Source organism: Frankia sp. AgPm24 (genome assembly GCF_023243055.1).
GTDB classification, from domain to species: Bacteria; Actinomycetota; Actinomycetes; order Frankiales; family Frankiaceae; genus Frankia; species Frankia umida.
The window spans coordinates 1-14,112 of the sequence record NZ_JALKFW010000006.1 but is presented as its reverse complement, the minus strand read 5'-3'; the positions used below and the strand labels follow the sequence as shown (position 1 = coordinate 14,112).

Genomic DNA, 14,112 nt, shown 5'->3' with positions numbered 1-14,112 from the left:
CCCCCGGCCCGCCCCCCGGGGGGGCGGGCCGGGGGCCGGCCCCCCGCCGCCCGGCCGGCCCCCCCCGGGGGGCGTCGGCCGTTGGAGCGCGGTCCTCGACCCGTGGTTCCTCCGTGACAGCGGTCCGTCCTACGGGACCGTGACTGTGACCGGGGTGGAGAGGTGATCCACCAGATGGTTCGTGATGGCAACCACGCTGGGCTCGTGCCACAGCAGGCTCGTCGGCAGCCGGTGCCCGAACCGCTTCTCCAGCCGTCGCCGGATGATGATCGTCATCACCGAGTCGAGGCCCTGCTCCACCAGGGACCGCTGGAAGTCCAGCGCCGTGGGGGAGAGCCGCATCTCGCCGGCGATCTCCGCACCCACCGTCTCCAGGAGACGGTCGCGCAGTTCCGCCGGAGGGAGCCCGGCGAACGCTCCGGTCGCCTCGACCGGGGCCATCGCGCCCACCGGTTCCTCGGCGTGGTCGGACAGGTCACGCAGCAGCGGCCCGCGTTCCGTTCCGGCGTCGAGCGGCACGGCCCGCAGCACCGCGAACTGCCCGGCGCCCCGCCGCGCGGCGAAGTCCCACGCGGCGAACGCCTCGGGCGCCGAGACGTCGCCGACGCCGCTGGCCCGCAGGGCGCGGTCGACGGCGTCGTTCACCGCCATACCCTGGCCCCGCCAGGAGGTCCAGTCGAAACTGGTCGTGTCGTCCCGGTGCGCGGCGAGCGCGTCGAGGAAGGCGTTGGCCGCGCCGTAGGTGGCCTGACCGGGCAGGCCGAGGAGCTGGCCGCAGGAGGCGAAGAGCACGAAGAAGTCGAGGGTGCCCGGAGGGAACACCGTGTGCAGCGCCCAGGCACCATCCACCTTGGGCCGTAGCACTGCTCGCAGCGACTCCGCGTCGACGTCGCGCGCCATCCGGTTGTCGAGTACTCCCGCCGCGTGCACGATGCCCGTGACCGGCGGCAGACCAGTCGTCCGTGGGGACAGTGCACGCGCCACCGCATCGGTGTCGGCGACGTCGAGCGAGGCCACCCGGACAGTGACACCCGACCGCTCCAGCGCGCGGACGCCCTCGATCTGACGTCGGGTGTCGGCGTCGGCCGGCTCGTCCCACTCCGCGCGGGCGGGAAAGCTCCGACGGCTGGCGAGGATCAGCCGTCGCGCCCCCCGTTCGGCCAGCCAGCCTGCCACCTCGAGACCGAGCTGGCCGAGCCCGCCGGTGACGAGGTAGGTGCCCTCGGCCCGGCAGACCAGCGGGCCGCGTACCGGCTCGGACTGGACGCGCCGCAGCCGGGCGGCGGCCGCGGCGCCGTCCCAGATGCCGATCACGTCCTCCCCCGGTGCGGCCCGCATCACCTCGAGCAGAGTCGCGGCGGCGCCGGTGGGGTCGTCGGCGGGCAGGTCGACCAGCCCGCCCCACAGACCGTCGTGTTCGCCCGCCAGCACCCGGCCCAGGCCCCACAGTGGGGAGTGCGCCAGGCCCGCCGCCTGCCGGCTCTCGCGCACGCCGACGGTGACGCACCACAACCGGACGAGTTCCGACTCGGCCAGCCGTTGGGCGGTGTCCAGCAACAACCACGCAGACCGCGTCGCCGCGGCCGGTACCGATTCACCCGGTCCAGGTGGTGGCGCCTGCACGAGCACGTCGGTCGGCCGGTCCAGGCCGGCGAGGTCGGCAGGGTCCTCGACGGTGCGGCAGCGTGCCCCGGCGGCGCGCAGCGCGCTCGCCAGGCCGAGGTCGGCGCCGACGAGCACGACCTCGCGCACGGTACCTTCCGGGTCGCCTGAGTCCCTGTTCTCCAGAGGACGCCAGGTCAGGTGGTGCACCAGCTCGTGCGGCGCCGCGCCCTGACCGTCCATCGATCCGTACTGGAGTCCGGACAGCCGGGCGACCACGGTGCCGGTTGTGTCACGAACGATGACGTCGAGGACACCGCCGTCCTCGGTCACCTCCACGTCGGCGGTGGCCGGAGGCCGCCCCGCGGCACGCACCCGCCCCACCCGCGCCACCATGCGCAGCACCGCCGGCCCGCCGAAGACGGCCGGAGCGACGGACAGCGCGGCGTCGAGCACCGGCGCCCAGGTGTCGGCGGGCCCGATGCGTACGCGGGCGCGCAGAGCACCGTCGCCGCGCAGTAGCTCCTCCACCATCCAGCCGAAGGCCATCGTCGGCACACCGACCGAGGCCAGGTGGCGCCGGATCTCGTCGGGATCCGCCGGCCGCAGTCCCCGGACCGGATCGGACACCGCCGGCGCACCGCTGGCCGCGACGGCCGTCGTGTGGGTCAGCCAGCCACCCTCGCTGGTCCCGGAGGCGAGCCGAAGCCCCGTCCCGTCGTCGACGACCTGGATCTCCCTGCGGCGGCTGACCACGAGGGGCAGCCGCAGCACCACGTCGTCGAGCGCGGTGCACCTGGCGGCGGCGAAGAACGTGGCCAGCAGAACGGCGGCGGGAACGATCTCGGTGCCGTCGATCGAGTGCCGGCCGGGGTACGGGCGGCACTCGTCGTCCAGGTGGGTCCGCCACAACCGCTGCGACCGCTCGGCGAGTCCGATCTCACCGCCGAGCAGGGTGTGCGAGTCCACGTCGTGCTGTACTCCGGCTGTGTCGACGGCCGTGGCCGTGTGCCAGTGCGGCGTGCGTTGCCAGGCGATCGCGGGCAGGTCGACAAGGGCGCCGGCGGGTTGTAGGCGTCCCCAGTCGACCGTGATCCCGTGGCAGTGCGCGGCGCCGATCGCGGTGGCCAGCGACACCGACTCCGGCAGCCCGCGTCGCAGGGAAGAACCGACGAAGGCGCCCTCGACCCCGTCCTCGGCAAGAGTCTCACTGATCGAGTGCGCGACCACGGGATGCGGGGAGATCTCCAGAAACGCGTGATGGCCGTCCTGCGCGGCCGCGCGGATCGCCGCGGCCAGCCGGACGGGGTTGCGTAGGTTGGCCGTCCAGTAGGCGCCGTCGAGGACCGGAGTCCCACGCGGATCGGTGAGCGCCGTCCGGTACATCGGAACCCGAGGCTCGCGTGGCGCGAGATCGGCGGTGGCCGCCGCCAGGTCGGTGAGCAGCCCGTCCATCTGTGGGCTGTGGAAGGCGACGTCCGAGGCGACCCGACGTGTGGGAATGTCCTGTGCGGCCCACTGGTCGGCCACCTCCCGTACGGCGGCGGGAGTACCCGAGATCACCGTGGATGCGGGGGAGGCCGAGATCGCGGCGACCACGTCGGTGCGCCCGGCCAGCCACTGCTCCGCCTCGTCGAACGGCAGGCTCACCATCGCCATGGCGCCCGCGCCCGCCACACGGCGTAGCAGCCGGGAGCGTCGGCAGCTCAGCCGAGCGCCGTCCAGGGGCGTGAGCGCGCCGCACACCACCGCCGCGGCGATCTCCCCCACCGAGTGCCCGATCACCGCGTCCGGGGTAACTCCGTAGGAGCGCCAGGCGGCGGCCAGGCCCACCTGCATCACGAAGATCATGCTCTGGATCCGGTCGACCCCGTCCAGCTCTCCGGCTTCCAGCACCTTCCGCGGCGAGAAACCGATCTCGGCCGCGAAGACCGGTTCCAGCTCGTCGACGGCGGCGGCGAAAGCCGGCTCGGTGGTGAGCAGTTCCTGGCCCATACCCACCCACTGCGAGCCATGCCCGGAGAAGACCCACACCAGACCGGAACCCCGGCCAGCCGACGCCGGGCCTGTCGTGATCCGCCGGTCCGGGGTTCCGCCGGCGACCAGACGCAGACCATCGACGAGATCCCCACGGTCAGTGGCGACGAGGGCGGCGCGATGATCGAGGTGGGAGCGTCGCAGCGCGAGGGTGTGGCCTACCGACCCGAGTGGCAGGTCGGATCCGACCAGCCGGTCCGCCAGCCGCCCCGCGTACTCCCGCAGGGCGGGCCCGGACGCGGCCGACAGCGGGAACAGGAGCGCGGGCGGGGTCCGCCCGCTGGTTCCCGCGGGCGCCGCCTCGTGCTCCACGCCTGCGGTACCGGACCGCTCGTCGGCCACCGTCCCGGTCGCCGCGGCGCCGGTGGGCAAGGCCCGCTCCGACGGCGCCTCCTCCAACAGAACGTGGCCGATCGTCCCGCCGTACCCGAACCCGGAGACCCCGGCCCGGCGCGGGCGGTCGCCACGTGGCCAGGGCGTACGCCCGGTGACGACGCGCAGCCCCGACCCCGCCCAGTCGATCGCCGGGTTGGCCGTCGAGAAGTTCAGGCTCGGCGGGATCTCACCGTTGTCCAGCACGAGCGTCGCCTTGATCAGGCTGGCGACGCCCGCGCCAGCCTCCAGGTGCCCGATGTTGGGTTTGACCGAACCGATGAGACAGGGCCTGTCGGCGGGTCGGCCCCGCCCGTACACAGCCGCCAGGGCACCCGCCTCCAGGGGATCACCCAGGCTGGTGCCGGTGCCGTGCGCCTCCACGTAGCCGACCGAGTCCGGTGCCAGGGCGGCGTTCCGGCAGGCTTGCTCCAGCAGGTCCCGCTGGGCAGCACCGTTGGGTGCCATGATCCCGTTGGTCCGGCCGTCCTGGCTGACGGCGCTGCCCCGGATGACGGCGAGGATTCGGTCACCGTCCCGCTGGGCGGTGGAGAGCCGCTTGAGGACGAGGATCCCGCCGCCCTCGCCCCGTCCGTAACCGTCCGCCGCGGCGTCGAACGGTTTGCAGCGCCCGTCCGCCGCGGTCGCGCCGGCCGCTTTCAGGGTGAGCGTCAGGCCTGGTGCGACTATCAGGTTGACACCGCCGACGAGCGCGAGGGCGCTTTCGCCGGTACGGAGGCTCTGGCAGGCCAGGTGGGTGGCGACCAGCGACGCCGAACACGCCGTGTCCACCGCGAGGCTCGGGCCACGCAGGTCCAACGCGTATGAAACGCGGTTCGCCGCCGCGCACAGGGCACTGCCGATGCCGGTCCATGCCTCGATGCTGGGCAGGTCCTCCAGCATTCGCCGGCCGTAGTCATCCGACCCGATCCCCACGAATACTCCGGTGCTGCTTCCGGCCAGGTTCCGGGGCGGGATCCCTGCATGCTCCAGAGCTTCCCAGGCCAGCTCCAGCAGCAGGCGCTGCTGGGGATCCATCAGTTCCGCCTCGCGGGGGGTGAGACCGAAGAACGCCGAGTCGAACCCCTCGATGTCCGGCAGGAAACCGCCCGGGACGGCGGCCCTGCGAACCGCCGCAGCGTGTTCGGGCCCGAGACCGGAGTACGCGCTCCATCGCTCGCCAGGCGGATCGCCGATGCCGTCGCGACCGGTGACCAGCATGTCCCAGAAGGCGTCGGGGCTGCCGGCGCCGGCGAACCGGCATCCGACGCCGATCACGGCCACCGACTCGTCGTGTTCATCCGTGTGGGACTCGTGCGTCATACTGGGTCCTCGCCCTTGTACGCGCCCGTCTCGACAGGCGCGGATGCGGTCGCTTGCCGGCTCGTCCCGGTGCCGGACCGGCTCAGGGTGCCGGGTCGAACGTGTACCTTCGGTCGCCGCTCAGCTGTGCGGGGGCGTCCACGGCGCGGCTTCGCGGATCTCCACCACCGCGCAGGAGATGGTCACGCCGGGGCCGACGCCGAGCATCAGAACGTGGTCGCCTGGGCGGACCTGGCGGGTCGAGAGCAGATGGTCGAGGGACACCACCTGATCGCTGGCCCCCAGGTGCCCGACGGACCGGCCGAACTCCCACGTGGAGCGGGACATGGCCAGCCCGAGCGCGGCCATGCACCGCTGCTCGACGATCTCCCGCGAGTAGTTCATGTAAGCGACCCGGGTGACGTCGCCGATCTCGATGCCGGCCTCGGCGAGCGTGCGCTCCACGACCATCAGCGTCTGCTGGTGGATCCGGATCAGCGACGCTGTGCCCGTCCGGTCGGCCAGCGCGGAGCGTCTGAAGTCGGCGTTGCGCGCCGTGAAGTCCAGCGGGCGCCCGATCGTGGGGCCCGGGGGGAACAGCGGCTCGTCGCCGCGGTGCATCTGCTCGGCCTCCGGGACGGCAGCCGAGCACACCGCGAGCAGCCGCGCGAAGGACGGGACGGTGGTGAGCAGCACCGCGCTCGCCGCGTCACCAGCCACGAATCCCGGGCCCATCCGCCAGCGGTCTATCAGCGGAGTGCCGAAGTTGTCGGCCGCGACGAGCAGTGCGCTGCGCGGCTCGTCGCCTAGTGCCAGGTAGGAGGCGCCCAGCTCCAGCGCGGCGAACATCCCGTTGCAGCCCTGCCTGATCTCCACCGCCAGCAGGTCACCGCCCACCAGGTGGCGTTGCAGGTAGTACGGAGGCTGCCACCCATCAGGTCCCTGGTGCCAGGAGTCGGCGTACAGAAGCAGTTCGACGTCCTCGGGATGGTGGCCGGCGCGTTCGAACGCCTGCTTCGCCGCCCACAGGGCCATCTCGGGAGCCGGGGTGCTCCCGGCGACCGCCGCGCCGCCGAGTTCGTGCAGTTCGAGCTCCTCCGCCGGGTAGTGGCCCTGTTCGACGGCCGCTTCCACGCTGACCTGCTCCGGCAGGTGAACCCCGATCCCCTTGATGAACACTCCTGCCACGCGCAACGCAACCTCGCTTCCCGCGCCCGGCTGCCCGGTCCACGTCAGCGCGGCACACCGGTGGCGATCGTTTCGAAGGTGGTGACCAGACGGTCGAGCAGGCGTTCGGCTTCGGCGGGTCGGAACGCGGCGGGGTGGTACCCGAGCCGTAGATGCAGCCGGGGGCCGGGAGCGACAATCAGCCGAAGCGGGTAGTGCGTGTCGTCGGAGACGTCGAACCCGGCGAGTTTCAGGCCGTCCAGGGTTTCGGACCACCCCACCGGGTCAACAGGTAGGCCACCGAACAGGATCGTCGTGTCGAACAGCCGCGGCCCCGCGCTGGTCTGGCGTTGAATGTCGCCGAGCCCCAGGTAGTGGTGGGGGATGAGCTCGGCCTGCTCCGCCTGGAGCCGGGCCAGCAGCGCCTCCGTCAGTTCTCCGGCCCGTAGCCGTACCCGGACCGGGATCGTGTTGGTGAGCAGCCCCACCATGTCCTCGACGCCGGGAAGTTCCGGTGGCCGCCCGGACACCGAGGAGCCGAAGACCACGTCATCTGCGCCGGTGAGCTGGGAGAGCACGAGGGCCCAGGCGCCCTGCACGAGGGTGTACAGGGTGAGTCCGTGTGACCGTCCCCACCCTATGAGCGCCTCGGTCAGGTCCTGGGTCAGGCCGCGCCGGATCTGCTCCTGCCGCCCGGTGCCGATGAATCCGGGGGCGACCTGGGTGGGCGTGCGCAGTCCCGTGAGGGCCGTGGCCCAGATCTGACGGGACGCCGTTCGATCTCTCGCAGCCAGCCAGTCCAGATAGTGGCGGTAGGGCGGCGCGGGCGGTAGGGCGCCGCCCGTGTACAGAGTGAACAGCTCGCGGATCAGGATGGAGGTGGACCACCCGTCCCAGAGGACATGGTGTGCGGTCAGCACCAGCCGGTGCCGGTCGTCGGACAGCTTCAGCAGCAGCAGCCGCATCAGCGGCGGCCGGGCCATGTCCCAGTTCCCATCGCGTTCGTCCGCCGCACGCCGCTGCGCGACGGTGTCCCGTTCGTCCTCGGCGAGACCGGACAGATCCACCTCCGCCCAGGGCAGTGCCACATTCGCGCAGACGACCTGGACCGGCGCTGGCAGGTCACCATGAACGAAGGCCACCCGCAGGTTCGGGTGGCGGTGCAGCAGCGCCTCGCCCGCCGAGCGCATCGCCGCCGGATCCAGCGGTCCGTCGAGGTCCAGATGGACCTGGGACGCATAGGCGTCCCGCGACGGCTCGGTGGGATCCTGCCGACCCGCCGCGTTGTGGAAGATGAAGGCCTCCTGCAGCGGTGACACGGGGAGCACCTCGGTCAGCCCCGGATGCGCGGCGCGGATCGCGTCGACCTGTTCGACGGTGAGCGAGAACGCGGCCGGTCCGCCGGCGGACCGGACCACCGGATGCGTCTCGGCCACGTGGGCGATGGGCGCCAGTGCCGCCACCGTCGGATGTTGGAACACCTCGCGTGCCGTGAACGTCAACCCCACCTCGGGCGCGCGTCTCACCAGGGGGAAGACCATGGTGCTGTCGCCGCCCAGATCGAAGAAGGAGTCATGCACCCCGACCTCGTCGACGCCCAGGGCCTCGGCGAAAAGCGCACAAAGCGTCTCCTCGCGCGAGCCGGCCCGCGGTCGAACCGAACTGTCGGCCATGCCGGTCGGTTCGGGTGCGGCCAGCGACCGCCGGTCCACCTTGCCGTTCGGGGTCACCGGGAAGGCGTCGAGAAGCATGACGGTCGCGGGCACCATGAAGTCGGGCAGGGAACGGGCTGCGAAGCGGCGCAACCGAGCCGGTGTCGCCCTGCCGCGGACCGCCGGTTGCACGTAGGCGACCAGCCGCCTGCGACCAGGCCGGTCCTCCCTCGCCACCACGACCGCCGCGCGCACGGACGGGTGCCCGGCCAGCACAGCCTCGACCTCTCCGAGTTCGACCCGGAAACCCCGGATCTTTACCTGGTCATCGATCCGTTCCCGGAACTCCAGGGCGCCGTCCGACCGCCATCGGACGCGGTCGCCGGTGGCGTACATACGTGAGCCGGGTGGTCCGTAAGGGCAGGGCAGGAACCGTTCGGCGGTCAGCGCGGGCCGGCTCAGGTAGCCGCGGGCCAGCCCGTCTCCGGCCAGGTACAGACCGCCGGTCGATCCCTCGGGCAGCGGCGCCAGGCCGGAGTCCAGTACGTAGACCTGGCAGTTGTCGATCGGCCGACCCACGGCCGGCGGCTGGCCGGGGACCAGCTGGCTGGTGGTGCTCGCGACGGTCGCCTCGGTGACGCCGTACACGTTGATCATACGCCGGCCCGCCGACCACCGACGGACGGCCTCCGCGCTCGGTGGCTCCCCGCCAGTGATCAGCACACCCAGGTGCGGAAGCCCGGCGTCGGGCAGTTGGGCGAGCATGGCCGGTGGGATCGCCGCGTGGGTGATCCTCTCGGCTTCGAGGAGCGCCACGAGGGCCTCGGGGGAGGTGCTCTGCCCCTCGGGCGCAAGTACCAGGCGCCCGCCGGCCAGCAGGACCGGCCAGATGTCCCCGGTGGCGACATCGAAGCTCGGGGAGACGTACTGCAGGACCCGGCTGGATCCGTCCAGCTCGAAGCGCCGTACATGGTCCAGGACGAAGTTGCTGACCGCCGAGTGCGGCACCATCACCCCCTTCGGGGTGCCGGTGGAACCCGAGGTGTAGATCAGGTAGGCGGGATTCGCCGGATCGGCCGGTGTGGCGACCGCGGTGGCCCCGCCGGCACTCCCGACGGGGAGGTCGGAGTTCAGGTCCTCCGACGGCGGTTGCACAGCTGTGATCACGCAGCGTGGTGCCAGGTCGTCGATCATGTACCGGATCCGCTCCGCGGGGTATGCCGGGTCGATCGGCACATACGCCGCGCCGGTCTTCAGCACCGCGAGCATCGCGACGATCAGTTCGGGCGAGCGGGCCAGCTGGACGGCGGCGAACTCCTCCGGGCCGAGCCCCTGACCGACGAGCCGTGCGGCGAGTTCGTCCGACCATCTGTCGATCTCCGCGTAGGTCCAGGTCCGCTCCGCGTCGACCAGCGCGACCGCGTCCGGCGTCCGGGCAGCCTGTCGCACGAACAGCTCTGGAACGGTCGCTGTCGGTCCATCCTGTGTCATGGTGCCGCGTCCGTCGAGCAGCTCCTGTCGCTCGGCCGCGAGCAGGATCTCAATCTGCCCGATCGGCTGCCGCGGCTCGGCCGTGACGGCGGACAGGAAGGCCATCAGCCGGTCTCGGTGCCTGACGAAGCCGCGCGGATCATGGTGGTCGGGGTTGGCCTCGAACCTCAGCGACATCGAGGCCGCGTCGTCCCGACCCAGCACGCTGAGCGAGAAGTCGACGATCGGCCCGGACGCGAGATTGTGCGTCGTCGCCGGGGAGGCGCCGAATCGCAGGGACAGGTCGTGCGGCATGAAGTTGACCATCGGTCCGATGAACGCCCGCCCGCTGCCTTCGAGTCCGAGATCACGGCGCAGGTCCTCGGCTCGGTAGCGCTCGTGCCGTAGGGCTGCGCGGACCTCTTCAGCCATGCGTGGGACGAGCAGCGCCAGGCTCTCCTCGGGGCGTACCGCCAGGCGCAGTGCGACGGAGTTCATCGCCATCCCCGGCACCCGTCGTGAGGCCACGCTCCTGCGGCCGGCCACGGGCATTCCGATGATCACATCGCGCTGGTCCGTCACCCGGCAGGTATAGGCCGCGACAGCGGCGAGAACGAGGATCTGCCAGGTGGTGCCGATCTCCTCGGCTGTCCGCGCCAGGTGGTTGATCTCGGAGCGGGTGAGCGTGTCGACCTCGCACAGCCGTAGCGGGCGATCCGCACGGTCGGCGAGCGGCTGCCCAGGCAGGCGGGTCGGTGCGGGTCGGTCGGCGAAGCGGCCCGTCCAGTACTCGCGTTCCCGGTCGAAGCGCGGGGTGGACCGGTAGGCGACGTCATCCTCCAGCAAGGTGGACAGGGAGGCGAACTCGGCGGGTGGTGCGGTCTGGCCAGCGATCATCGCGGTGTAGATCGCAGCCAGCCGCCGGCCGATGAGGTGGATGCTGTACCCGTCGACGAGGACGTGGTGCATCCGGTAGTAGAAGAGGTACCTCTCGGACGAGAGCCGCAGCAGTGCGAAGGTGGAGATCGGAGGCTCGGTCAGCGTGACCGGGCGGGCCAGGTCGGCGTGCATCCACGCCTGCGCCTGCTGTTCGGGGTCCGCGCTACCCGTCCAGTCGTGGGAGGTCAGCTCGGCCGCTGTCGGTTCCACCACCTGGCACGGCTCACCGTCGGACACGACCGAGCTGATCCGTAGGACGTCGGATTCGGCCGAGAGCGCCACCCAGGCCGACCGGAACAGAGCCACGTCGACCGGGCCGTCGATCGCAAGGTACTCGGCGCAGTTGAACTCCTGGCCCGACGTATCGAGCTGGTGCGCGAGCCACACGCCCCGTTGCGGCGCGGACAGCGGAAGCAGTGGGGAATCAGCCATGGCGCTTCAGGTCCTCGAAGAATCCGGGCACGACGTGCAGTTCACCGGCTCGTGCCACCTGGTCGTGGACGTACCTGCCGACGGCGAGATCCAGGACACCGAGCCCGAACGGGGAGAAAATCGCCGCCCGGTCGTTCGGGCAGGGTATCGGTTCGCTCAGGAAGGTGGGCAGGGCGCCGGCCACGAAATCGCGGTTCCCTGTTCGTTGCTCGGTCAGATGCAGGGACGTCCCGGCCTTCATACAGTGCTCGACGTCGTCGGTGAGGTTCCAGGCCGCGAGGATGACCTCGGGTGAGAGATCGCGCAGTGATACATGCAGGACGACCGGGCTGTGGTCGAACCAGACCGGATCGGCGACGTGCGGAGTGCCCGCCGTTGTCGCGAACACGATCAGGTCCGCCGACCGCACCAGGTTCTCCGGGTCGTCGTGGACCGTTATCCTGTCCTCGGTCTGTTCCAGATACTCCCGGAAGCCCTGCGCGTATGCGGGGGAACGGTCGTACACCCCGATCTCGTCGAAGGTGAACCCGTTGGCTGCCAGGTAGGTGTGGACGTACCGGGCGATCAGGCCGGTTCCGAAGAATCCCACACTTCTCGGCCGGCCTCCTCGGCGGAGGCTCATCTCCCTGGCGGCCAGTGCGGCGGACGCCGCCGTCCGGACCGCGCTGATGATTGATCCCTCCAGGCAGGCGAACGGATAGCCGGTGCTCGTGTCGTTGAGGATGAGCACCGCGGAGGCCCGCGGCAGACCCGCAGCGAGGTTCGAGGGGAAGCTTGAGATCCACTTCAGGCCGTGCGCGTCCACGTCGCCGGCAGCAGACGCGGGCAGCGCGATGATCCGGGCGGACGGGATGTCGGGAAACCGGAGGAAGTACGAGTCCGGATTCAGCGTCCGGCCCTCACCATGTAGCCGGTAGGCCGCTTCGACCACCTTGGTGATCTCGACCTCATGACTACCGACGACATCCTTCACCTGCACGCCGGAGATCACGCTGAATGACGGCGGGAACGGGCGGGTCACTGGGTACTCCCGATCATCGGCCAAATTCCGGGCGAAAGCGCCGGGGTATGACGCGGAACGGCACGTGCGCGGCGGTGGCGGGAGGAACGGGGTGCGACGACCGGGCCGGCGGTGCGTTCGGTTCGAGGGTCATCGGCGGATTCCCTGGAACTCGCCGTCGAGGAAGATAAGGGATCCAACCGCCGGGTTCCCGACAGCGCAGTGCACAACCGAGCCGACGATCAGGTCATGATCTCCGACCGTGTGGCTGTTTTCGAACTCGCAGACGAAGTACGCGTTGCAGTCCGGAACAATGGGCGGGATATCGCCGGACAGCAGCGGATGAAGCTGGCGCGGTCTGTTGTCCCGTCCTAAGCTGGCATAATGTCGGGCATAGTCGGTCTGGGTTTCGTTCAATACGCTGATTCCGAAGCGCCTGACCTGTTCCAGGAGCCCTCTCATCAGGCCCTGTGGTTGTACCGAGACGCCTACCAGGGCCGGCCTCAGCGAGAGCGTCACGAAGGAGTTGGCGGTCATCGCGTGGGTACTACCACCATGTCGGACCGCGATGATCGTCACTCCGGTCGCGAATCGCCGGGCCGCCTGGCGAACCAGGCCCACGATGTGCTGATCCTGCATGGAGGCAGTCACGGCCGGATCGGCCCGGCCAACGTGCGGGCGTGGATCGCCCGGTCGGCCAGGTGTCCGGCGCCGCTGCCGGTCCGGCCGGCCACCAGCCGGCGAGGAGAGCGTTCACCGGGCATTGATTTCTCCCTCTGGTAGGACACGGCCAGACACTGCCGGATGGATCTATATTTTGTCGGTACCCGAGCTATCTGGACGGCGTATAGCAGAAATATCGGAGGGCGGGGAATCTTTCTGGTGTGGCCGCCATCGTCTCCAGCCCCATTGGATTCAACGTGGGGGATCTCTATGTCGATCTTCAGGAAGTCGTCGGTCGTCGACTCATGCTCAAGTGTGAAGGGTTCAACTTCGCCGGCTCGATCAAACTGAAGGCGGCGACCGAGATGGTGGACCGTGGGGAAGAGGAAGGCCGCTTCCGTCCCGGTGCGACACTCGTCGAGTCCTCGTCGGGGAACATGGGTGTCGCGTTGAGCACCGTGGCGGCGAGCCGGGGTTACCGTTTCATCTGTGTCACGGACCCGCGCTGCAATCGGGCGGCCCTGCGCATGATGGAGACGCTTGGCAGCGTGGTGCACGTCGTCGCCGAGCCCGATCCGGCCGGGGGATTCCTAGCGGCCCGGCTGACCCATGTGCAGCGACTGTGCGGTGCGAACCCCAACTATGTCTGGCTCAACCAGTACGCCAACGACGCGAACTGGATGGGGCACTACCGTACGACCGGCCCCGAGATCGCGAAGGCGTTTCCGGATCTGGACGTCCTGTTCATCGGCGCGGGAACAACCGGCACGCTGATGGGATGCGCCCGCTACTTCCGGGAGACCCAGCCCTCGGTAGCCGTTGTCGCCGTCGACACTGTCGGCTCGGTGACCTTCGGTCAGCCATCGGCCGAGCGACTGATCCCCGGCCTCGGCACCGGCGTACGCCCGCAGATCCTGAATCGCTCCTTTGTGGACAGCGTGGTACACGTGACGGAAGCGGACACGATTCGGATGTGCCATCAGCTCGTCCGGCACGGCTTCCTGTTCGGCGGGTCCACGGGAACAGTGGTCCGCGGTGCTCTGGACTGGCTCGCTGGTCGCGACGACGCGGATGAGCTCACCACCGTGACGATCGCGCCGGACCTCGGACACAACTACCTGGACACCGTGTACGACGAGGACTGGCTGTCCTTGCATTACCCCGGATCCCTCGCCACGTCCGCCGCTGGTTCGTAGAACCGGATCGCAGGTAGGTGGGCCTACCGCTACGGGACCGTCGACCGGCATGACCAGGGCGCTGCCTGCCGGTACTTCGTCCGGGCAGGGGCCTGTAAAAGTAACGGTGTGACCCTGATCAGGGAGTACACCTGATGACGATCATGACCGACATGACGGACACTGCGCAGGTGTCTACCCAGGAGCCTGCCGGCTGGTCCCGCACGTCGAAGGCGACGCCGGCGGGGCTGGATCCCGCGCTGGTCGCGCAGCTGGTGGCCCAGGCTCGCGGGCAGGGTGT

Annotated in this window: 6 protein-coding genes; 1 reads left to right on the top strand and 5 read right to left on the bottom strand. The window is 70.4% G+C overall.

Translation table 11 applies throughout. The features are described 5' to 3' along the window. Positions 1-129 precede the first annotated feature (129 nt). The 5 genes from MXD61_RS04195 to MXD61_RS04175 form a co-directional block, all read right to left on the bottom strand. On the bottom strand, positions 130-5,334 hold the full coding sequence (locus MXD61_RS04195; protein ID WP_248811541.1) for a type I polyketide synthase: 5,205 nt from the start codon (positions 5,332-5,334) through the stop codon (positions 130-132). Between the two features lie 120 nt (positions 5,335-5,454). Next, the gene (locus MXD61_RS04190) at positions 5,455-6,507 is read right to left on the bottom strand and encodes a ketoacyl-ACP synthase III family protein (RefSeq protein WP_374628424.1); all 1,053 of its coding nucleotides are present in this window, start codon (positions 6,505-6,507) and stop codon (positions 5,455-5,457) included. A 38-nt stretch (positions 6,508-6,545) separates the two neighbouring features. Continuing rightward, positions 6,546-10,973: an amino acid adenylation domain-containing protein gene (locus MXD61_RS04185; protein WP_248811539.1), complete on the bottom strand. Its 4,428-nt coding sequence runs from the start codon at positions 10,971-10,973 to the stop codon at positions 6,546-6,548. After that, positions 10,966-11,994 carry a 2,3-diaminopropionate biosynthesis protein SbnB gene (gene sbnB / locus MXD61_RS04180; RefSeq protein ID WP_248811538.1) on the bottom strand — a complete coding sequence of 343 codons (1,029 nt, stop codon included), beginning with the start codon at positions 11,992-11,994 and terminating at the stop codon, positions 10,966-10,968. The genes MXD61_RS04185 and sbnB overlap by 8 nt, the downstream gene beginning before the upstream one ends. Before the next feature lie 129 nt (positions 11,995-12,123). Next, entirely contained in the window at positions 12,124-12,624 is a 501-nt protein-coding gene (locus MXD61_RS04175) for a flavin reductase family protein (protein WP_248811537.1), read from the bottom strand. A 233-nt stretch (positions 12,625-12,857) separates the two neighbouring features. On the opposite strand from MXD61_RS04175, the gene sbnA reads away from it, so the two are divergent. Beyond that, complete coding sequence (gene sbnA, locus MXD61_RS04170; protein WP_248811536.1) at positions 12,858-13,832, top strand: 2,3-diaminopropionate biosynthesis protein SbnA; 975 nt, start codon at positions 12,858-12,860, stop codon at positions 13,830-13,832. Positions 13,833-14,112 lie beyond the last annotated feature (280 nt).